Here is a 22,692-nt window from a genome sequence, read left to right on the forward strand (position 1 = left end):
TGTTACTTTTGTCGCACTTTTATTCTGAAATAAATTCAGAACCAGACAAATTCTATATTATGAACATACACGAATATCAAGGAAAAGAAATTTTAGCGAGTTACGGAGTACGCGTACAACGCGGAATTGTGGCTAACAACGCGGTTGAAGCTGTAGCTGCTGCAAAACAATTAACTGCCGAAACTGGTACAGGATGGCATGTAATAAAAGCACAAATTCACGCAGGTGGTCGTGGAAAAGGTGGTGGAGTTAAGCTGGCAAAAAACTTACAACAAGTTGAAGAGTTAGCAGAACAAATCATCGGAATGCAGTTGATTACACCTCAGACTCCGCCTGAAGGTAAAAAAGTAAATAAGGTATTAGTTGCAGAAGATGTTTACTATCCAGGTGAAAGCGAAACTTCTGAATTTTATGTTTCTGTTTTATTGAATAGAGGTACAGGACGCAACATGATTATGTATTCTACTGAAGGTGGAATGGATATCGAAGAAGTTGCTGAGCATACTCCACACTTAATCTTTACTGAAGAAATCGATCCATCTGTTGGATTACAAGGTTTCCAAGCTAGAAGAATTGCCTTCAACTTAGGTCTTTCTGGAAATGCTTTCAAAGAAATGGTTAAATTCATCGATGCACTTTACAATGCTTACATTGGTTCTGATGCTTCTATGTTTGAAATCAACCCAGTTTTAAAAACTTCTGATAACAAAATCTTAGCTGTTGATGCTAAAGTTAACATCGACGATAACGCTTTATACAGACAACCTAAATATGCTGAAATGAGAGATATCCGTGAGGAGAATCCAATCGAAGTTGAAGCTAAAGAAGTTGGTTTGAACTATGTTGACCTTGACGGTACTGTAGGATGTATGGTAAACGGAGCTGGTCTTGCAATGGCAACTATGGATTTAATTAAATATGCTGGTTTTGAGCCTGCTAACTTCCTTGACGTAGGAGGAACTGCTGATGCTAAACGTGTTGAAACAGCTTTCAGAATTATCTTGAAAGATCCAAACGTAAAAGCTATTTTAATTAACATCTTTGGAGGTATCGTTCGTTGTGACCGTGTTGCTCAAGGTGTTGTTGATGCTTACAAAAATATGGGAGACGCTATTAAAGTGCCAATTATCGTTCGTTTGCAAGGAACAAATGCTGAAATTGCAAAAGAATTAATTGACAACTCTGGTATGCCAATCTTATCTGCAGTTCAATTCCAAGAAGCTGCTGACCAAGTTAAAGCTGCTCTTTCTTAATTAAATAAGAAATCAATTTATATAGAAAATCCCTCCGTGCTTCGGAGGGATTTTTTTTGGAGCCTATTTAACCGCAAAGTTCGCAAAGCTGTATGTTGAAAATAGCCACGAATTCACGAATTTTATTTTTACAATCTTTGAAAATAATTCGTGAATTCGTGGCTAAAAAAAAATTTGCGAACTTTGCGTAATTCTTTGCGCTCTTTGCGGTTAAATCATCAAGGTTATTTCAAAACAGTCGCCAAATCCACAATTTCAAATTCTGGATCATGTGTTATAAATTCTCTTATCAATGCAGCATGACCAGCGCCAACTAAAACCATTATTTTGTTATCTGTGCTTTCAGTTAGTTTCTGAATTAAAGAATACATATATAAATTTCTTTTGTACCAATTTGAAACTAAAGACGGTCCTGTAAAATCATCTGGATTTCCAGCTCTATTGGCTACTTCCAAATACCATTGGATATTTTTATTTTCGGTTTCTTTTTTATTGTAATGCAGCATGAGTTCTTGTAATGAGCTTTTTGTTATTCTTTCATTATGATCTTTTTCATTTCTTTTTTTCCACTCATTATTTCTTTTCAATAAATCCTGTTGGTTTGCTTTTTCCATTGACATCATTAAACTGTCATAACGAAAAGAAGTATAGAGATTCATTCCGTATAATTTTTTATGATTCAGTTTTTTAGCCGTGCGAAGTGCCAGTTGTGTTATTTCGTTTTTGTTAGTTTTAAAAAGACTGTCGGTGTTTTTATTGTAAAATTTGTCTAAATCGGCCTGTTCGTTAAATTCCCATTCTACAAATATTTTGTCTGGGCCAAATTTTTTGATTTTGTCACTCATTATTTCGAGTTCCTTTTGGCTTTTCTCAGACAAGATATCAAAACTGTTTAGTTTAGCAACATCAAGACCAGGATTGGCGTAATGAAACGTTCCAACCAATAATATCTGCTTTTTCTTAGTTTGAGCAGATGCCATGTTAAATGTTATAAGAGCTAGTAATAGAATAATTTTTTGCATGATTTTTTGTTTTTATGGATAATGTATATCGTAGAGGCACACTGCAGTCTACGCAAAGTTTAATGATGTGGTTAAAAAGAATTATTTCAAAACAGTCGATAATTCTACGATTTCAAATTCTGGGTCATGTGCTAGAAATTCTCTTAGCATTGCAGCGTGTCCGGCTCCAAGTAAAACCATGATTTTATTATCTGAGCTTTCGGTTAATTTCTGAACTAAAGAATACATGTATAAGTTTCTTTTGTACCAATTTGAAACTAAAGAAGCACCAGTAAAGTCATCTGGATTTCCAGTTCTGTTTGCTACTTCTAAATACCATTGGATGTTATCTTCATTAGACGCTTTTTCATTGTAGTAAAGCATAAGATCTGTTAAAGAGCTTTTAGCCATTCTTTCGTTATTATCTTTTACAAACCTTTCTGTTGACTCCGTATTTTTTTTCATTAAATCCTTCTGATTTGCTTTTTCCATTGACATCATCAAGCTATCATAAGGAAAACGGGTACGATAATCAATTCCATACATCTTTTTGTGATTCAGTTTTTTAGCAGTACGTAATGCTAATTGAGTAATTTCATTTAGATCTTTTTTAAGTAAACTGTCGGTGTTTTTATTGTAATACTTGTCTAACTCAGCTTGTTTACTAAATTTCCATTCTACAAATATTTTGTCTGGACCAAATTTCTTGATTTTGTCACTCATAATTTCGAGCTCTTTTTGGCTTTTCTCAGACATTACATTAAAAGTTTTTACTTTAGCAACATCAAGACCAGGATTGGCGTAATGAAAAGTTCCAATTAATAAAATTTGTTTTTTCTTAGTTTGAGCAGAAGTTAAGTTTAATGTAATAATTGCGAGTAATAAAATGATTTTGTGCATGACGTTTTGTTTTTAAATTCATAACAAATGTATTCCGTCTTTTCACTTTTATTTTTTGTTTTTGATGAACCTAGGATTTCATTTTATAAACACCTGAAATTTGCAGAGTAATAATTTCGTGTAACGTTTTTGATAGTTCATCCCTAAAAAAGCATGTTTTAAATAAATGTCATTTTCGATTAAAGGCTTAATTGTATTTTTGAGCCAATTATCATAAAACTATGAAATCAAGAATCCCTTTTTACTATCACATTGTCTTTTTCTTATTATTATTTCTAACGTACATTTTCTGGGATATTGGACTTAATGATCAAAAAATAGAAATTGTAATCAAAGCAATATGTTATGGAATTACACCAACTCATTTGTTATCAATATTTTGTATTTACATTCTCAATTTTTATTGCTTCTGCGAATGGTTTTTAAACAGGAAGAAATTACTTTTTTATATTCTGACAATTCCAGTTTCGCTATTGCTTTTTGCGGCTGTTCGCTATTTTTTGCAAGAAGTTGTTATGTTTAATATTACCGGAATGCACAACTACTATGAAGAAGCCAGAGAAATAGGTTATTATATAAAAGACAATTTTTTCTTCGGATTGCCAGCTGTACTTTTAAGTGCATTGACTTTTTTGTTTTGGCAGTTTCATACTACGCAACATCAAAATCAGGAATTGCTTCTGGAGAATAAAAAAGCAGAGTTTCAAATGCTTAAAGCACAAGTTAGCCCGCATTTTTTGTTTAATACACTGAATTCTTTTTATAGCCAGTTGGTTTTAAAAGAAGATGAAATGGCTGATGATATTTTGGTTCTTTCTGATTTACTTCGATATGTTATTACAGAAACAGACAAAGATGAAGCGATACTTTCAAAAGAAATTCAATTCATTCAAAACTATATTCATTTGCAAAAGAAAAGATTTGAAGATCAGTTGTTTTTAGATTTTTCGGTTGAGGGAAATTATTCAAACGAAAAAATCATTTCGTCGGCTTTGGTTCACTTTGTTGAGAATGTTTTCAAGCATGGAAAATTTAATAATGAAGAAGAAAAAGCCATTATTTCTATTCGAATAAAGGACGATTTTCTAGAAATTTCAACTTTCAATTATTTCATTGAAGGAGAAAATTATTCTTCAACGGGAATTGGTTTTGATAATTTGACAAAAAGATTGGAATACACCTATAAAGGCCAATTTATTCTGGAAAAAACAGAAGAAAATAATACCTTTAAAACTTACTTAAAAATACCGCTAAAGAAATAATTTATGGCTTTTAAATGCATAATTGTCGACGACGAACCGCCTGCAACTCGAATATTGGAAAATTACATCGGCAAAGTGAATTTTCTGGAGAAGGTTGGCGTTTTTAATGATTCGCTAAAAGCATTAGAATTTCTAAACTCACAATCTGTAGATGTTATTTTTCTAGATATTCAAATGCCTCAATTGACAGGTTTACAGATTTCTAAAATTATTTCTAAAGATATAAAAGTCATTTTTACAACGGCTTATCCAGATTTTGCTTTAGAAGGATTTGAATTAAATGCAGTCGATTATTTATTAAAACCAATTGCATTCGAACGTTTTTATCAAGCTGTTTCTAAACTAAATTCTGAACCGAAAATGGAAGTTTCGAGCACCAATAATAACACTGCGCCAGATTTTTTATTTATAAAAACAGATGGGAAAAATAAATTTCAGAAAGTTTTTTTGAACGAAGTTTTGTATGTAGAAAGTTTACAGAATTATGTTTGCATTCATACTGTAAAGCAGCAGATTATCACACATTCGTCATTAAAAAATGTTATTGAATCATTACCAGAAAAAGATTTTATTCAAATACATAAATCGTATGTGGTTTCATTGCAGCATATAGAATCGACAGATAATTTTTCGGTTTTTATAAATGGAAAAGAATTGCCAATTGGAGCTACTTTTAAAGATGCTTTTTTTGATAAAATAGAAGAGAATAAGATATAGATTTTTAACCGCAAAGTGCGTAAGGATTTTTTACTTAGGATTGAGAATACAAACGCAAAGTTCGCTAAGCTAAATCAATAAAATTTTAAGAGTTTTATTTCAGCATAGCCCGTGGTTTCAACCACGGGGACGCAACGTATCTCACAAAATGTATTTCTGGGCGTTTCAGCGATTGAAACCGCTGGGTATATTTGAGAGTCAGACCGTAATTAGATTTTTTTTCAAACGAAAAGTTCGCAAAGCTTTGTGAATAAAACTTTGCGAACTTTGCGTAAATCTTAGCGTTCTTAGCGGTTAAAATCGTCAATTACGATTTTTTCTTATTGCCGTTTTTGAAAACCACTTTTTCTACCACAACTGGTTTTCCATTTCCTTTCGGAAATGCTTTCTTTTTAGGCTTTCCAGCTGATGAACCTGACTTTGAAGAACTTTGATCTCCTCTATATTTTTCTGAATCTTTTGGAGCAGCTTTAAATTCTGGTCTTTCTTTAGAAGTTTCCTTCTTCGGAATTTCAGATTTATGTTTTGCTAAAACATCATTAGGATTTTTAGGATTTTCTTTAGTTCCTCTTAAATGAATAACCAATCCGTTTAAGAAGTTTCTTAAAACCTGATCGCCACATTCCATGTAATTTGGATGATCTTCTGCTCTAAAAAAAGCGCCCAATTCTGATTTTGAAATTCTAAAATCTACTAATTCTAAAATTTCAATTATTTGGTCATCACGGAGCATCAAAGCCACGCGAAGTTTTTTAAGTATATCGTTATTTGTCATAATTTTTGTTTCATGTTTAAAGTTTCAAGTTTTCAAATCTTTACTTGAATCTAAAACTCATTATTTACTTTTTGCAAAGGTAGTTTTTTAAAATGATTAAAAACGAGAATTAAAATCATTTAAAACGTTTACAATTTTATCTAAGTCTTCTTCGAGATGATTGGCTGTAATGACAATTCGATTTAAGGGTTCGGATTCTTTTGTATATCTAAAACTCGCAATAATGATTTTTTCTTCTTTTAGTTTTTCAACTAATTCATTCGATAAAAGATAAATTAAAGGATAATTTTTATCAAATAGTATATTGCTGTTTTTAATTAAAATAGAATCGATATAACTCAAATTATCTTTCAGTTTTTGATGCTGTATTTTATAAATTTCAGAAGCATCAAAGAGTGTTTGTACAAAAGCAGGATTCATTCCTGCGGCGCTTGTAAAAGTTTCAATTTCTTTTATTTCTTTGATGAATTCCGAATCTGAAGCAATCACTCCGCCTGTCAATCCGAAAGCTTTTCCTAGAGACGAAACCAAGATTTTTCTTTTAATTGGAAATTCAATTGAAGCATAAATTCCAGAACCATTTTTGCCAATAATTCCCAACGAATGCGATTCATCAACAACCAAGGTAATTTCTTTATGATTTGAAATCTGTTTTAAGAAAGATAAATCAACAGGTTTGGTTTGGAAGGAAGGAACGCCATCGGTCAAAATGGTTATTTTTTCTGATTTGCTATCTAATAAGCGCTCATTCAATTTTTCATTTATAAAAACAGGAAAACTATTCTCAATTTGAATAGCCGAATGAATTTCGTTTAAATGATAAAAGCAATCGGTTTGCTTTTTCAATTTTTCTAGAACCAATTTTCCAGCCAACATTCCAGAAGAAACGGTTACAGCATCTTCAGAACCAATATGTTGAAATAAAAAATTTTCGCCAGCAGTATAAGCGCTCAATTTAATGTTTGCAGTTCTCGAACTTCCGTAAGTTGTTCCCCATTTTAAAATGTTCTGAACTACTAAATCTTGAAATTTCTTGTTTGTTGGAAGTCCCAAATAGGCAGTTCCTCCAAAATACAGATACTGTTTTTGGTCAATTTCAATAATTCGATCTGGAAATTTTTCGACTATCATTTTACAGCAATGTAACTCCTGTTCCGTTAAGATTTGAATAATTGACTACACCGTCTTCAATTGTCACACCGGTTGCAATGTCTTCAGACAAAAGTAAGGCGCCGTCCATATCAACATAATCCAATTGAGGAAGCAAATGTGCAATAGCAGAAATTCCAACAGTAGATTCGGTCATACAGCCCACCATTGTTTTTAAACCTAGTTTTTTGGCTTCTTCGATCATGCGTTTTCCTGGGGTTAGTCCGCCGCATTTTACGAGTTTTACATTTACACCATGAAAATGGTTGAAACATTTCGCCACATCTTCTTCAATAATACAGCTTTCATCAGCAATTACAGGAAGGACAGAATGTTTAAAGACTTCTTTGTGGCCTTCCCAATTATCTGCCTTCATAGGCTGTTCTAGAAATTCAACACCCAATTTTTTTAATTCGATGGCATTATTGATGGTTTCGTCTACCGTCCATCCACAATTGGCATCAATTCTAAAAATGGCATTGGTATGTTTTCTAAGTTCTTTTACAATAGCAATATCTTCCTTTGTTCCCAATTTAATTTTATAAATAGGCCAAGGCAGTTCTTGCATTTTAAAAACCATTTTTTCAATCGTATCAATTCCAATCGTATAATCAGTCAACGGATTATGATCGGTTTTGTAATTCCATAATTCGTATAATTTCTTTCCTTTTTTGCGCGCATACAAATCATTATAAGCTAAATCTAAAGCGCATAAAGCAAACATATCCTCTTTTAAATACGGATGAATTTTTGACCAAAATACTTCTGGCGTTTCATTTTCTGTGTTTTCAATAATCGATCTGATTTTCTCCAAATCAGCGATCATCATTGGAACCGTAATATGATAATATGGATTTGAAGTAGCTTCTCCAAAACCAGAAAAACCATCACTTTGCAATTCTACAATTAAGGAAGGCTGAAAATCTATAGATTCTCTAGAAATCGTAAAAGTGTGTTTTAGTTTTAGATTGTATTCTCTTAAAATTAGTTTCATGGCTAATCCTTGTTTTGTGTTTCTGTTTAAAAAATAGAATTCTAACTCTTTTTGATTGACATTTTTATGCCAATGCCCGTTTGTAAATCTGGTGCATTATCTAGATTTAAATCTTCTCGAAGATACACAAAATAAGAAAATCGCTTCGTAGAATAAGTACAAATTGCACTCCATCCTTCTAAATCTTCATATAAATGAGATATGGTCTTTTGCCAGTGCGTATTTATTCTTTGGCCTGTTAGAACAATATAATCCATATCTTTTTTCTTGTTGTAAGAATTCTGGAAATTATAATTGATGCCGTATGAAATGCGATTGTTGTTTTTAAGTTTTACTTTGTAATTAATAAGACCTTCAAAACTGCATAAAAAATCTTGATTGCTAAGATTTACGCCATCTCCATATTCAAAAATATGCTGACGTAAAACGCCTAAACTTAATCCAAAACTTAAAATGTTTTTATCCTTAATGATCATTTTTTTTAAGATGGAAGAAGAAATTCCGAAATCTGAAGCAGGATTATATTTTGAAGTATTAATACCCAGCTGAGCGCCAAAATTTAAGTAAATATGATGTTTTTCATTCATTTCTAGTTTAGGGTAATACGTATAATTTATATCAAGCCCGGAAATTAGAAAGTCGTTGTTATCCATTGTTAAGACCTTATTATTCTCATCTTTATAAGCGATTCCAGCTTGGTTTATACCATAATGATATCTAGAAAATGGATCTTTTCCGCCAGCAATATTGCGATGAAACCATTCGATTGATTCATCTGAAGTAAAAATAGAATACGGATATTTACCCCGATCAAGCGAGTTAGCTCGAAGGCTGAAACTCAATTCGTGATTAACTGTAAGCGGTAACGTAAAATTAAAGCGATACGATCGAATAACGCCATCGGCCTCAAATTCTTTAATTTTGGATGGCACTTTATCTAAATCAAATGAAAATTCGCGCGAATGCCAAGGCTGGTTTTTGGAAATTTCGCGGTCATTAGGATCAGTCAATTCATATGATTTTACATAAGGAAGTACCACGTTTCCACTTGAAACTTCAAATGCGAACGAATATTTTTCAGTCGAGCGAACGTTGAAATTATGGTTTAATCTTGATATAAATATCCCAAATGGATGAGTCGAAAGAGTATTAGGTTTTATAATGTCGGATGAATTTTCTAATTCTTCATTCCAAAAATCACTTTTATTTGATTGTGCTGTTGATACGCGGCTAAAAATTAAAAAAACAAAAAAGAGTATATAATATTTCATTCTAGAATTTAAAAATTTTTGATAAATCTAATGAATTTTAAAAAGATTAGATTGGTTAATTTTTAAAAAATGAATTTCTTTATTATGGGTTTAATTGTTTTGAAATAAAGTTTTTTTAAGGCAGCTGTTCCTGTAATTTTTTAATTTCGTCACGAAGCTTTGCGGCTTGCAAAAAGTCTAGTTCTTTTGCGGCTTTTTCCATTGTTTTACGCTTTTCGCGAATCATTTTTTCCAGTTCAGCTTTAGATAAATAGGCCGTTTCTGGCTCAGCAGCAACAGGAATTGGATGACCTAATTCATATTCTACCAATGGGTTTTTGGTGAAAGCGCTTTCGATTTTCTTGTTTAGAGCTTGAGGAGTTATATTATTTTCTACGTTGTAATTAATCTGTTTGGTTCTTCTGTAATTGGTTTCGTCAATTGTTCGCTGCATGCTCGCTGTAATTTTATCAGCATACATAATTGCTTTACCATTTAAGTTTCTCGCTGCACGACCAATAGTTTGTGTTAAAGATCTATGGTTACGCAAGAAACCTTCTTTGTCGGCATCTAAAATGGCAACGAGAGAAACCTCTGGTAAATCTAAACCTTCACGAAGTAAGTTTACTCCAATAAGAACATCAAAAATACCTTTTCGCAAGTCTTGCATGATTTCGATACGTTCTAAAGTATCAACTTCAGAATGTATGTAGCGGCATCGAATGCTTACTTTTGTTAGGTATTTGGCCAATTCTTCGGCCATTCTTTTGGTCAAAGTCGTAACAAGAACTCTTTCGTCTAATTCACAGCGAACCTGAATTTCTTCAATCAAGTCATCAATCTGATTTAAGCTTGGACGAACTTCAATTTCGGGATCTAATAATCCGGTCGGGCGAATAATCTGCTCGACATAAATACCATCCGATTTTTGCAATTCGTAATCTGCAGGAGTTGCAGAAACATAAATCACCTGGTTTTGCAACGCTTCAAATTCTTCAAATTTCAAAGGTCGATTGTCCATTGCTGCAGGAAGACGGAAACCATATTCAACCAAGTTTTCTTTTCGGCTTCGGTCGCCTCCGTACATGGCGTGAACTTGCGAAACGGTTACGTGACTCTCATCAACAACCATTAAATAATCACTTGGAAAATAATCTAACAAGCAGAAAGGTCTTGTTCCTGCTTCACGTCCGTCAAGATATCTCGAGTAATTTTCAATTCCAGAACAATAACCTAATTCGCGAATCATTTCTAAATCGAAATTGGTTCTTTCTTCCAAACGTTTCGCTTCAAGATGTTTTCCAATTTCTTTAAAATAATCAACTTGTTTCACCAAATCCTGCTGAATTTGCCAAATTGCACCTTGCAAAACCTCTGGAGAAGTCACAAACATATTGGCAGGATAAATCGTTAATCTTTGGAATTTTTCTATTACCTGAGAAGTTTTCGCATCAAATGCTTCGATTTCTTCAATTTCATCTCCAAAAAAATGAATTCGATACGCATCATCTGCATAACTTGGATAAACTTCGACTGTGTCTCCTTTAATTCTGAAAGTTCCAGGATTAAAATCGGCTTCAGTTCTGGCATATAAACTCTGAACTAAACTATGCAATAATTTTGTTCTCGAAATAACCTGATCACGTTTAATCTCAATTACGTTTTTCTGAAATTCAACAGGGTTTCCGATACCATATAGACAAGAAACAGAAGCTACAACCAAAACGTCACGTCTTCCTGAAAGTAGGGAAGAAGTGGTGCTTAAACGCATTTTCTCCAATTCTTCATTGATAGATAAATCTTTTTCAATGAAAACTCCCGTTACGGGCATAAAAGCTTCTGGCTGATAATAGTCGTAATAAGAAACGAAGTACTCCACCGCATTGTTTGGAAAAAACTGTTTGAACTCCGAATACAATTGCGCTGCTAAAGTTTTGTTGTGCGCCAAAACCAAAGTAGGTCTTTGCACTTCCTGGATAACATTGGCAACAGTAAACGTTTTTCCGGAACCGGTAACTCCTAATAATGTTTGGTATTTATCTCCGTCAACCACGCCTTGCGCCAATTTTTGTATGGCTTGTGGCTGATCTCCTTTTGGACTATATTCTGAAGAAACTTGAAATTTCATTTGCGTATACTGAAAATTTGGTTTTGTAAAGATACGAAGTTTGTGTAAGTAAGTAGTTTAAAGTCTGTCCCGAATTGTACTAATTTGCACTAATTTTGTTTATGAAACCAATGTAAATGCAAAGTTTATTTGTAAAAATGTGTGACAAAAAAACGCTTAATCTAAAAAACTAATAACAGCGTCATTTACAATCTTGGGCTGATCAATAGTTAGAAAATGTCCTGCGTCTTTGATGATTCTAGTTTCGCTTTTTGGCAAATGTTTCTTCGCCCTTTCTAGACTTTCTTCAGAATTAATAACGTCTTTATCTCCAATTAAGACCAAAACAGGATTTTGAATAGATTCTAATTCTTTATCTGAAAAAGGCATCATTTTAAGCATGCTAGAATTGGATTTTGCATATTTATTAGCCAAATAAAACTGTCTTTTGTAAATACGGCTTATGTTTTCTGGATGAGTTGAAAAGGTGTTTAATGTTTTACTGAATTTCTTTTCGCTCGGAAAAAGTTTCAGCATTAATGCGGAAGTTGTTTTTCTAGGTTTGTCAAGAAATTTAAAAGTCTGTGCAGGACTTAATAAAACAATTTTATCTATTGAATTTGGTTTTTGAGTTGCTAATAATGTAGCAATCCAGCCGCCTCGTGAAGCGCCGATTAGATCCAATTTCTTTAATTTATAATGATCGAAAATTTCATTATAAAAAACAACAATATCATCAGATGAAAGCGGTTTTGCAGTTAAATTAGATTTGTTAGGCTCCATGATAAAATCGATGGCGTAAATGCGATGATTTTTGGCTAGAACTTTAATATTTGGGTACCACATAGTAGAACTGGCGTCCATTCCGTGAAGTAAGACTAGGCTTTTCCCGTTCCGTGGCCCTGCGATTACAATGTGCGCCGTTCCAAAACTTGTTTTTACGTCTTCTTCAGTGTATGGAATGTTCCAAAGTTTTAAAGCTTTGTCGTAAGCAGTTTGATATTTTGTCTCTTCGGCTTTGTTTTTAAAAACGTAATCGTCAAATTTTACTTTTTTTGAAGCACAACTTGTCACTAAAAAAAGTACAATTGCTAAGCGGGAATATATTTTTAATATCATAATAAAATTCAATTTTCAGCTTAAAGTTACGATTAGAGTAGGTGAAAAGGGTATCAGAATTTTATTTTAAAATATCATAATTTTAAGATTTATCGTTTTTGGAGGTCAAATAATAAATCTGTACAAAAGCTAAAATGGCGTTTGGAATAATTACAGGCCAAAGCCATTGGTTGAAATCTCTGTAATCATTTAAAAAAATGCCGTAAATGACAAAACAGATACAGCCAAACATATTAATAAATCGGATTGCTCTGAGGTTTTTTAGCAAAAAGCCTCCAACGATAAACACAGACGCGAGATAACCAATATATTCTGCCATGATCTTGATTTTAAATAGTTTACAATAAATGTAGCAAAAGCTAATTATAAAATCAAGGTTTTGTTTTGGAAATCAGTATTTTAAAAGAATTGTTTTTGTGATTTTGGGGTTTCAAAAAAACTCCAAGCCACAATTCGGCTATTTTTTTGTCCTTGTGACATTTCGATTGTTTGGACAGAAACGGCATTTACTTTTTTCAAGATTTTGTAGATTGAAGAAAGATTTTCTTTTTTAGAAACTAAAGTTGTGAACCATAAAACTTGCGAAGGATATTTAGCGCTTTCGTAAATCATTTGCGTGATGAATCCTATTTCCCCACCGTTGCACCATAATTCGGCATTTTGTCCGCCAAAATTCAAAATGGGATTTGTATTTCTTTTTTCTTTCGGATTTAAATTAGAAACTTTTCGGGAAGTACTTTTATTCGCTTCCTCAGCAGAGGCATGAAAAGGCGGATTACACATCGTGAATGTAAAACGGTCTTCGGGCGTGATAATATTTTTAAAAATAAATCGGGGTTCAGTCTGTTGTTGCAAACTGATAGAATCGATTAATTCTGGATTAGCCTGGATAATTTTACTGCAATTTTCGATTGCTTTTTTGTCAATATCTGTTCCGACAAAACTCCAGTTATAAATGGAATTCCCTAATATCGGATAGATTAAATTTGAGCCGGTACCGATATCTAATCCTAAAACATGCGAAGTTTCTGGAATTTGATTATTGTTGCTTTCTGCCAACAGATCGGCGATATAATGAATATAATCGGCACGCCCTGGAATTGGCGGGCAAAGATAGTTTTTAGGAATATCCCAGTTTTGAATGCCGTAATAGGTTTTCAGTAAAGCCTTGTTTAATGTTTTTACAGCAGAAGGATTGCTGAAATCAATAGTTTCGATTCCGTATTTGTTTACAGAAATAAAAGCTTTCAATTCTGGGCAATTTGAAATCAGTTTTTCAAAATCATATCGGTTTCGATGAAGATTTCTTGGGTGTAAATTGTCTTTTTGTGAATTGTTTTCTGCTTTCATTTTTCTTGATTTCAGAGCAAAGATAGATATTCCTTTTTTTAAGAAAGCTCCAGAGGAGCTTAATATTTATAGCCAGTCAATTTAAGATTAAATAAAAAGCTCCAGCGGAGCGACATATGCGTAGTGTGTCGCCCCGCTGGGGCTTCAATTAGAGCACGATATTTTGATCTATAAATATTTCGTCCCTCTGGGACTTTTCATTCTCTAATGCTTCTAATCAAAACACTCCATTAAAAGCAAATCGCCTTCAAGATGTGTAATGGTTACAATGCCATCTTTTTCGACAGAATTACTGCTTCCGGTTCTGTAGCCCATTGTAAGTGTATCGTTGTTTAATTCGTATTTTAAATTGGCTGACGAAATTCCGTTTACAACACCAATTGGAATAAGTGAAATTGGTGTTTTAGCGGTATACCATTTCTCAAATTTTGTTGGAAGTAAAAATATTTTTGAATGATCGTCTAAGATTACAATTTTGAGTAAATTTCTATAACGAACAATTTGTGTAAGGTTTGTAATCGTATGATCGGCGCGTTTTCCGGTTGCCCAAACCACATTTACGGCAGGAATTTTTCTTTCGATAAGATAATCAAAAGCCTTTTCTAGATCTGTTTTATCTTGATCTGGCGTATGAACGATTTCGATTGGAAATTGCGAAGTTTTATAAATTTCAGGATCAAATCCTCGGTCAAAATCACCTAAAAGAACATCTACCTTTATGCCTAATTCAATCACTCTTTCAATAGCCGAATCTAAAACGATAACCAGTGGCGACCATTCTAATAATTGTCCTAATAATTCGGGATCGCAGGCTGCGCCATTTGCAATTATTAAAGCCGGTTCTTGATCGTCGCGAACTATATGGTGTGATGACATAAGCGTTTTTTTTGAATGTGATGTAAAAGTACAGCTTAGAATTTTAGATTTCTGGTTTTTTGCCACAGATTTCACAGATTAAAAGGATTAATTCTTACCTGTGGTAAAAATTAAAAATCAAGAAGTCTTCTGTGGTAATTGATTTGTCCTAAATGATAGGCTAAATGGGTTGAAAGATGAATTAAGAAAAAGCCTGTTGTCATTTCTTTTTCAAAAACAATCTGCGCATAAATCTGTTCTAAATCTTTTTCAGTTAAGGAATCCAAGCTTTTATTGATCACTTCAATCGTGTCTTCGATTTTAGAAATCAATTCAGGTCTTGGAATATCTTTTAAAGAAAACTCTAAGGGACGATTTCGCACATAACCGGTTTTGCCTATTTCTGCGCCAATGTAAGTATTTAGATTACCAATTAAATGCAGGCATAAATTTCCAGCTGAATTGGAGATGTTTTTATCTATTACCCAAATTTGTTTTTCGAATTCGTAAGATTCGATTTCAAATTTTAGTTTGTTTAAATCTCTGTTGAACAGTGTCTTTAAAGTTTGTATTGACATTTTTGTATTTGAATTAACGGTAAATAAAGAAAAGGCAAATCAATGTCAGTATTGTTCCTGCCAGTGATGTTAGAAACACAAATGTATTGTCTCTTGTTTGTTTGGTTATGAACTTAATGCTTCGATAACAAATGAAATATACAGCTATAATAGGATAATATATAAATTTTCCTAAAAGATTAATAATCAGAATATAGAAAAGTAAACTGATTATAATTCCTAAACTCATTCCGGCTAGACTTCCGTAAATTGTTTTTTGATTAATTTCTCTATCTTTTAAAATTTCTTGATGTTCATTAAATTTAGAATCGATTAAATTGTTTAATTCAATGGAATCCAGTATGTCTGATTTTACAAATTGTTTTATGAAGTCCAAATCAGAATAATCATTACTCAAATCATACACTTCCTTTGTTATTCTTTGTATTTCTTTTTTATTAATTTTATTGGATTCCAAAGTAGATAGAAAAACATCAATTCCTCCTCTGTTATTTATTTCTAAAAGTATTTCCTTACTAGCTTTTCCAGAGTAATCAACCATAGTATTATAAGCTTCCTCAAGATCTTTGTCAGAATAATTTTTGTAATTCATATCAACAACAAATTTCGAGCGATTAATTTCTATTTTTTATCGGTATCCAGATTTCTTCTTCAGAAGTTGGGTCGTCTTTTTTGTATTTATGATCCATTACGGCAAAATGCGGTCTGTCATCTACCGTGTATTCCGAATTTGGAAGCCATTCTGCAAAAATGTAATGATATGTTTTATGAGCTTCTGTTGCTGGGCCCAAATGAAGAAAAACCGCATATAAACCATCTGGAACAATTAAAGTTTTCATTCCTTCTGGAATAGTTTGATAATCTGAAACTTCTACTGCGGCCCATTTATGGAAACTGTCATTAGGATCAAAATTATCAAAATGGTTTTCTGCATACACTTCTAAAGAATATAAATTGGCATCAATAGCATTTTTTATTTCTTTTCGATTGGACATAAAACCACTCCATAATTGAAAAGTTTTATTCTCGATAAATGACATTTCGATAGAATGTCCAACGAGTTTTTTCTCGGTTAATTTTTTGATGATGGGTAGCATAATTACTCAATTTTGTATTTCCGTGTACTGGTTTCGCTTAGAGAGAAATACCCAAGCGGATAATTATTTTTGTCTGTTGTATTGATGATGTTTCCTTTTACGGTTGCTGGCGGCGATTGAAATGGACCTCCAACATTACTTCCCGCTATACTTACCAAGATGTTCATGTAATTATAATATTGCTTAGAAATCCCGTAATGCGTTACCTCGACTTCATCTCCTGCTTTTAAATCTTCATCAATGGCGCTGCTGAAAATTTCATTTCCTTGATAGAATTTATCTTCAGAAACATAATAATTTGAAGTTACTTTATTCGAATAAACATATTTAAATAAATAAAAATTGTCTTCCTCTGCAGGATCTGTAAAATAAGCTTTTATTTCGATATCTTCTCCTGTAAAACCGCTGTTATTTTTTTGTTCGATTCGGGTAATTGGCGCTACCGATTTTAAAACTTCAGATGCTGTATAAGTGTTTCCTTTGTCGATAACGGTTAAAGTATATTCTTCATTAATTTCAGGTCTGAAATTAGGACAGATATAACGCCCTGTATTATTAAATTCAACAAAATTAAATTTCTGATTTTTGCTATTTGTCACATAAACCACCGCATTTGATACTGCAGGAATTACATCCTCAAAATAGCCTGTTGTCGATGTTAATCTGATAACTTGTTGTTTTCCAGTAGTGCCCTTTTCCCACGTTATAGCGGCTTCAATCACCAGTTTTGGAGGAGCGGTATCTAAGTCAACATCAAGTACTTCTTCACAACTAGTGAAAAACAATGATGTAAAAAATACGATTAAAAAAACTAATTTTCTCATATGCTTATTTTTAGTTTTTGAACTGTTTTTTTTAGAATTTGAAATTATAACTTACCGCAGGAACAATTCCGAAAATGGATAATCTCACTGCTTCATTTGCTCCTGTATCGACATTTTGCCTAAAGTTGATTGAAGCGGCATTCATTCGATTATAAAGATTGTAAATACTGAAAACCCATTCGCCTTTCCAGTTTCTATTTTTGTTGTTGCGCGGCGTTAAAGTTGCAGAAATATCCAAATGATTATAAGAAGGAAGTCGGTTTTCGTTTCGTAAACCATAACTTGGAACTATAATGCCTAGATATTGATATTGTCCATTCGGATATGTTACTGGCTGTCCTGACTGCAATGCAAAGTTAGCACCAAATGACCATTTTTCGTTTAAATTGTATGCAGATGTAATCGCTAAATTATGTGTTTTGTCATAAGCAGATGCATACCATTTGCCATCGTTAATGCCAATTTCTTCTGGAGTTCTTCCTGGAGTCTGTTGTTCCGATCTTGAGAGTGTGTACGAAATCCAGCCATTAAATCGGCCTTTGTTTTTCTTTATCATCAATTCTAAACCATATGAGCGCATCTGACCATTTAAAATGACCTGTTCGATGGCATTGTTGGCAATTAAATCGGCTCCGTCTATATAATCCAGTCTGTTTTGTATTTTTTTGTAATAGGTTTCTACTTCTAGAGAATATGCATCATTATAAATATTTCTAAAATAACCTAACGCCACCTGATCTGCAAGTTGAGGTTTAATGTAATTATCGCTCGGCATCCAAACATCTAGCGGAGTAGGAGATGAAGTATTAGAAATTAATTGAAGATATTGCGCCATTCTATTGTAACTCGCTTTTAGAGCTTGTTCTTCGTTTAATTGGTACGAAATAGAAAAGCGTGGTTCAAGATTGTTGTAACTCTTAATGACTTTGTTTTTGCCAAAATATTGTGTTGAAGTTGGCGTGCCTTTTTCGTAAATCTGCATGTCGGTATTAAAAAGTACGGCTTCATTGTTATCGTAGTAATTAATAGTAGAAGCGCCTAATCTGTAAAATAAGCTGTAGCGTAAACCGTAAGCGACGGTAAGTCTTTTAGAAATCTGACTTTCGGCATCTAAATAAATAGAAGGCTCAAAAGCATATTTTCTGTCTAATTGATCTGGATTAATACCAGAATCTTCTCCAGTTGGCTTTATGGTTCCTGGATTGAAGTTGTAATAAATTCCGTTAACGCCATAATTCAGTTTTAATTTGTCTGAAAGATAATGTTTGAAATCGTATTTGATGTTGTAGTTTTTGATTCCTGAATCCCAATTGAAACCTACAAAATCAAGATCCAATCCGTAATAGTAATCGCTGTAAATTAAGGATAGATTGGAGAATAATTTATCAGAATACAAATGATTCCATCTCAGATTTAAAGTCGAATTTCCGTACGTATTGGTAAAACTTTTATTTAGTCTGAAAACGTCTCGTCCAAAATAACCAGATAAATACAAACTGTTATTATCGTTGAGTTTATAGTTTAATTTGGTATTTAAATCATAAAAATAAGCAGCATTGTCTTTGTTGTCTTCAGAAAGTTTAAGAAAAAGATGCGCGTAAGAAGCTCTTCCGCCAATTAAGAAAGAACCTTTGTCTTTTACGATTGGGCCTTCTGCCAGTAAACGGCTCGAAATTAATCCGATTCCGCCATTCATATGAAAATCTTTACTGCTCCCGTCTTTTTGATAAATTTCTAAAACAGAAGAAGCTCTTCCGCCATAGCGTGCCGGAATTCCACCTTTATACAGTTTTAAATCTTTAATCGCATCAGGATTAAAAACAGAAAAGAATCCGAAAACGTGAGACGAATTAAAAATAGTCGCTTCATCTAAAAGAATAAGATTTTGATCTGCACCGCCTCCGCGCACATTAAATCCGGAAGCTCCTTCGCCTGCATTGGTAACGCCTGGAAGTAATAAAATAGATTTCAAGACGTCTACTTCTCCTAAAACAACAGGCATTTTTTTTATGGTCGAAATGGAGAGTTTGTTCACGCTCATTTCTGGCGATTTGATATTTGCTTTGCTTTTGTTTTCCGTAATGATGACTTCCTGCAGTTCTTCGCCACCTTCTTTGATCGAGAAATTGCTTTTTATATTCTGATCTAAAACAATATTTTTTTGAATGGTTTGATAGCCAACATAGCTAATTTCGATTTCATATTCGCCTTTTGGTGCAGAAAGAGAATAAAAGCCGTATTCGTTGGTTGTGGTTCCAATTTTTAAAGATGGAATAAAGATATTAACTCCAATTAAAGTTTCGTTGTTTTTACTGTCGCTAATAGTTCCGCTTAGCGTAAATTTTTCCTGCGCAAATGAGGTGAAGACCGTTAAAATGAAAAGAAGAAATGTGCAGGTATTTTTTGTAATCATTATATTGATTTTGATTTACATAGATAATGAATTCTTACTAAATATTCTTACGGAACTTTTGTTAAACATAAGTTAAGATAAAAAAAGGACAACCTTTGCGGGTTGTCCTTTTTGTTTATTTCGAAATACAGATGTATTCTGAATTATTTGATTTTAGCAACAATAGCGTTGAAAGTTTCACTAGGGCGCATTGCTTTGCTTACTAACTCAGGAGTTGGTTGGTAGTACCCTCCAATGTTCTGAGCTTTTCCTTGAGCGCCAATTAATTCTGCATCGATTTTAGCTTCGTTAGCTTCAAATTCAGCAGCAATTGGAGTAAAGATAGCTTGCAATTCAGCATCTTTAGTTTGAGCAGCCAAAGCTTGAGCCCAATAGAAAGCTAAATAGAAGTGAGAACCACGGTTATCAATTTGACCCACTTTACGAGCTGGAGATTTATCGTTTGCTAAGAATTTATCATTAGCTTGATCTAAAGTTTCAGATAAAACAATTGCTTTAGAGTTGTCTAAAGTTTGTCCTAAATGCTCTAAAGAAGCGCCAAGAGCTAAAAATTCTCCTAATGAATCCCAACGTAAGTATCCTTCTTCTGTAAATTGCTCAACGTGTTTAGGAGCAGAACCTCCAGCACCAGTTTCGAACAATCCACCACCATTCATTAACGGAACGATAGATAACATTTTAGCAGAAGTTCCTAATTCTAAAATTGGGAATAAATCTGTTAAGTAGTCACGTAAAACGTTTCCAGTTACAGAGATAGTATCTAAACCTTTGATGATTCTGTCTAAAGTAAATTCTGTAGCAGCAATTGGGTTTAAAATGCGGATATCTAGGTTTGTAGTATCGTAGTCTTTAAGGTATTTTTGAACTTTTACGATCAATTCTCTATCGTGTGCTCTGTTTTCGTCTAACCAAAAAACAGCAGGAGTGCTAGATAAACGAGCTCTGTTTACAGCCAATTTAACCCAGTCTTGAATAGGAGCGTCTTTTGCCTGACACATTCTGAAAATGTCATTAGCTTCAACATTTTGCTCCATTAAAACATTTCCGTTTTGGTCAACCACACGTACAACACCGTCACCTTTAATTTGGAAAGTTTTATCGTGAGATCCGTATTCTTCCGCTTTTTGAGCCATTAATCCAACGTTAGGAACACTTCCCATTGTTTTTGGGTCAAAAGCACCATGTTTTTTACAGAAATCGATAGTTGCAGTATAAACACCAGCGTAAGATCTATCTGGAATAACCGCAAATGTATCTTGTGCTTTACCTTCTTTGTTCCACATTTGTCCAGAAGTACGGATCATTGCTGGCATAGAAGCATCAACAATTACGTCAGATGGAACGTGTAAGTTTGTAATTCCTTTATCAGAATTTACCATTGCCAAAGCTGGTCCGTTTGCGATTGCCTGATCAATAGCAGCTTCAACTTCTGCTTGCTCAGGTCTTCCAGCAATTTTAGCGTAGATATCGCCTAAACCGTTTCTTGTATCAACGTTTAATTCAGCAAATAAAGAAGCGTATTTTTTGAAAACATCTGCAAAATATACTTCAACGATAGCGCCAAAGATAATTGGATCAGAAACTTTCATCATTGTAGCTTTTAAGTGTACAGAAAGTAAAACTCCTGCAGCTTTAGCTTCAGCAATTACATCAGCAGCAAAAGCTTTTAATTTGCTTACGCTTAAAACAGAGCTATCAATAATTTCTCCAGCTTTTAATGGAGTACTTGCTTTAAGAACAGTTGCAGTTCCGTCTTTAGCAACAAATTCGATTTTTACATCATTAGCTTCATTTACAGTCAATGATTTTTCACTTCCGTAAAAATCACCGCCTGACATAGAAGCCACTTTAGTTTTTGAGTCAGCAGACCAAGCACCCATAGAGTGCGGGTTTGCTTTTGCAAAGTTTTTAACTGCTCTTGGAGCTCTACGATCAGAGTTTCCTTCACGTAAAACTGGGTTAACAGCAGAACCTAATACTTTTGCATATTTAGCTTTAATTTCCTTTTCAGCATCGTTTTGTGGATCTTCTGGGAAATTTGGTACGTTGTATCCGTGCGATTGTAATTCAGCAATAGCCGCTTTTAATTGCGGTACAGATGCTGAAATGTTTGGTAATTTGATAATGTTTGCTTCTGGCTGAGTTGCTAATTGACCTAATTCTGCCAAAGCATCTCCAGTTTTTTGAGCATCTGTCAAAGAATCTGGGAAGTTTGATAAAATTCTTCCTGCCAGCGAAATATCTCTGGTTTCGATTTCAATTCCAGCTGTTGCTGTAAAAGCTTGAACAATTGGTAACAAAGAGTAAGTTGCCAATAACGGCGCCTCATCAGTTAAGGTGTAAAAAATTTTTGATTTATTCATTTTCTTTTTTTTTTATAATCGTATCGTCAGGAGTTAACGATGTAAAAGATATATTCGGCTCAAAATGAGCGGAGCAAATATAATAAAATCACAACGAAAACGGTTGAGTTTTGATGAGAAAAGACGAAATTAACAGATTGTTATTTCGAGCTCGTTAAATTGCTAAATCGATGATTTTGGTATTAAAAAATTACGGTTTTGTTAGTGGTAGAAATAGAACATAAAAAAAACTCGTTTCAAAGAATATGAAACGAGTTTTTTATAACATTTTGATAAATGATTATCTTCTTTTATCTTTAATCTTAGCTTTTTTACCAGTAAGTTGTCTGAAGTAGAAAATTCTAGCTCTACGTACAGCACCTTTCTTGTTCACTTCGATTTTTTGTAAAGCTGGTAAGTTTACTGGGAAGATACGCTCAACACCAACAGATCCAGACATTTTACGGATAGTAAAAGTTTCTGTGTTACCAGAACCTCTTCTTTGAATTACAACTCCTTTAAAAAACTGAGTTCTTGTTTTTTCACCCTCTTTAATTTCGTAGAAAACAGTGATTGTGTCTCCAGCTCCGAAATCTGGGAAATCTTTTTTAGCAACGAATTCGTCTTGAACGAATTTTAATAAATCTGCCATGATAATTTAAATTATGGTTTTTATATTAGAGCAACATTCACGGATCTCGCCAGA

General features: G+C 33.4%; 21 protein-coding genes. 3 read left to right on the top strand and 18 right to left on the bottom strand.

The features are described from left to right. Positions 1–59 precede the first annotated feature (59 nt). The gene (sucC, locus tag NCC77_RS08485) at positions 60–1,253 is read left to right on the top strand and encodes an ADP-forming succinate--CoA ligase subunit beta (RefSeq protein ID WP_066035083.1); all 1,194 of its coding nucleotides are present in this window, start codon (positions 60–62) and stop codon (positions 1,251–1,253) included. 224 nt (positions 1,254–1,477) lie between these two features. On the opposite strand, the gene NCC77_RS08490 is transcribed toward sucC, so the two are convergent. Together NCC77_RS08490 and NCC77_RS08495 are read right to left on the bottom strand one after the other, a co-directional pair. Continuing rightward, positions 1,478–2,275, bottom strand: coding sequence for a DUF5694 domain-containing protein (locus NCC77_RS08490; protein WP_250835187.1), 798 nt, complete (start codon positions 2,273–2,275; stop codon positions 1,478–1,480). Positions 2,276–2,356: 81 nt separating this feature from the next. After that, positions 2,357–3,154, bottom strand: coding sequence for a DUF5694 domain-containing protein (locus tag NCC77_RS08495; RefSeq protein WP_250835188.1), 798 nt, complete (start codon positions 3,152–3,154; stop codon positions 2,357–2,359). A gap of 221 nt (positions 3,155–3,375) precedes the next feature. Between NCC77_RS08495 and NCC77_RS08500 the strand changes: the two genes are divergently transcribed. Beyond that, positions 3,376–4,416, top strand: coding sequence for a sensor histidine kinase (locus NCC77_RS08500; protein WP_250835189.1), 1,041 nt, complete (start codon positions 3,376–3,378; stop codon positions 4,414–4,416). A 3-nt stretch (positions 4,417–4,419) separates the two neighbouring features. Beyond that, the gene (locus tag NCC77_RS08505) at positions 4,420–5,133 is read left to right on the top strand and encodes a LytR/AlgR family response regulator transcription factor (RefSeq protein ID WP_250835190.1); all 714 of its coding nucleotides are present in this window, start codon (positions 4,420–4,422) and stop codon (positions 5,131–5,133) included. A 307-nt stretch (positions 5,134–5,440) separates the two neighbouring features. Here NCC77_RS08505 and NCC77_RS08510 read toward each other — a convergent pair whose 3' ends face one another. The 16 genes from NCC77_RS08510 to rplS form a co-directional block, all read right to left on the bottom strand. Next, positions 5,441–5,908, bottom strand: a complete 468-nt coding sequence (locus NCC77_RS08510) for a DUF1456 family protein (protein ID WP_250835191.1) — start codon at positions 5,906–5,908, stop codon at positions 5,441–5,443. 96 nt (positions 5,909–6,004) lie between these two features. Further along, the gene (locus NCC77_RS08515; protein ID WP_250835192.1) at positions 6,005–7,039 is read right to left on the bottom strand and encodes an aminotransferase class I/II-fold pyridoxal phosphate-dependent enzyme; all 1,035 of its coding nucleotides are present in this window, start codon (positions 7,037–7,039) and stop codon (positions 6,005–6,007) included. A gap of 1 nt (position 7,040) precedes the next feature. Continuing rightward, on the bottom strand, positions 7,041–8,051 hold the full coding sequence (locus NCC77_RS08520; RefSeq protein WP_250835193.1) for a dipeptide epimerase: 1,011 nt from the start codon (positions 8,049–8,051) through the stop codon (positions 7,041–7,043). Between the two features lie 41 nt (positions 8,052–8,092). Next, positions 8,093–9,322, bottom strand: coding sequence for a hypothetical protein (locus NCC77_RS08525; RefSeq protein ID WP_250835194.1), 1,230 nt, complete (start codon positions 9,320–9,322; stop codon positions 8,093–8,095). A gap of 115 nt (positions 9,323–9,437) precedes the next feature. Next, positions 9,438–11,429 (bottom strand): excinuclease ABC subunit UvrB, encoded by a 1,992-nt coding sequence (gene uvrB / locus NCC77_RS08530; RefSeq protein WP_250835195.1) that lies wholly within the window; start codon positions 11,427–11,429, stop codon positions 9,438–9,440. Positions 11,430–11,585: 156 nt separating this feature from the next. Further along, complete coding sequence (locus NCC77_RS08535; RefSeq protein WP_250835196.1) at positions 11,586–12,527, bottom strand: alpha/beta fold hydrolase; 942 nt, start codon at positions 12,525–12,527, stop codon at positions 11,586–11,588. An 82-nt stretch (positions 12,528–12,609) separates the two neighbouring features. Next, the gene (locus tag NCC77_RS08540) at positions 12,610–12,846 is read right to left on the bottom strand and encodes a uroporphyrinogen decarboxylase (protein WP_111365373.1); all 237 of its coding nucleotides are present in this window, start codon (positions 12,844–12,846) and stop codon (positions 12,610–12,612) included. An 80-nt stretch (positions 12,847–12,926) separates the two neighbouring features. Further along, positions 12,927–13,877, bottom strand: coding sequence for a 23S rRNA (adenine(1618)-N(6))-methyltransferase RlmF (rlmF, locus tag NCC77_RS08545; protein ID WP_250835197.1), 951 nt, complete (start codon positions 13,875–13,877; stop codon positions 12,927–12,929). A 213-nt stretch (positions 13,878–14,090) separates the two neighbouring features. After that, positions 14,091–14,753: a thiamine diphosphokinase gene (locus NCC77_RS08550; RefSeq protein ID WP_095931363.1), complete on the bottom strand. Its 663-nt coding sequence runs from the start codon at positions 14,751–14,753 to the stop codon at positions 14,091–14,093. A 110-nt stretch (positions 14,754–14,863) separates the two neighbouring features. Continuing rightward, positions 14,864–15,310 carry a DinB family protein gene (locus tag NCC77_RS08555; protein ID WP_250835198.1) on the bottom strand — a complete coding sequence of 149 codons (447 nt, stop codon included), beginning with the start codon at positions 15,308–15,310 and terminating at the stop codon, positions 14,864–14,866. Between the two features lie 13 nt (positions 15,311–15,323). Beyond that, positions 15,324–15,902 carry a hypothetical protein gene (locus tag NCC77_RS08560; protein WP_250835199.1) on the bottom strand — a complete coding sequence of 193 codons (579 nt, stop codon included), beginning with the start codon at positions 15,900–15,902 and terminating at the stop codon, positions 15,324–15,326. A 22-nt stretch (positions 15,903–15,924) separates the two neighbouring features. After that, entirely contained in the window at positions 15,925–16,407 is a 483-nt protein-coding gene (locus NCC77_RS08565) for a GyrI-like domain-containing protein (RefSeq protein ID WP_250835200.1), read from the bottom strand. A 2-nt stretch (positions 16,408–16,409) separates the two neighbouring features. After that, a complete protein-coding gene (locus NCC77_RS08570) occupies positions 16,410–17,231 on the bottom strand; it encodes a DUF4249 domain-containing protein (RefSeq protein WP_250835201.1) in 822 nt (273 codons plus the stop codon). A 31-nt stretch (positions 17,232–17,262) separates the two neighbouring features. Beyond that, a complete protein-coding gene (locus NCC77_RS08575) occupies positions 17,263–19,644 on the bottom strand; it encodes a TonB-dependent receptor (RefSeq protein WP_250835202.1) in 2,382 nt (793 codons plus the stop codon). A gap of 143 nt (positions 19,645–19,787) precedes the next feature. Further along, positions 19,788–22,007 carry an NADP-dependent isocitrate dehydrogenase gene (locus NCC77_RS08580; RefSeq protein WP_250835203.1) on the bottom strand — a complete coding sequence of 740 codons (2,220 nt, stop codon included), beginning with the start codon at positions 22,005–22,007 and terminating at the stop codon, positions 19,788–19,790. Positions 22,008–22,287: 280 nt separating this feature from the next. Then, positions 22,288–22,638 (bottom strand): 50S ribosomal protein L19, encoded by a 351-nt coding sequence (rplS, locus tag NCC77_RS08585; RefSeq protein WP_144214894.1) that lies wholly within the window; start codon positions 22,636–22,638, stop codon positions 22,288–22,290. Positions 22,639–22,692: the final 54 nt, after the last annotated feature.

This window comes from Flavobacterium tyrosinilyticum (assembly GCF_023656565.1).
In the GTDB taxonomy this organism is placed as follows: Bacteria; Bacteroidota; Bacteroidia; order Flavobacteriales; family Flavobacteriaceae; genus Flavobacterium; species Flavobacterium tyrosinilyticum.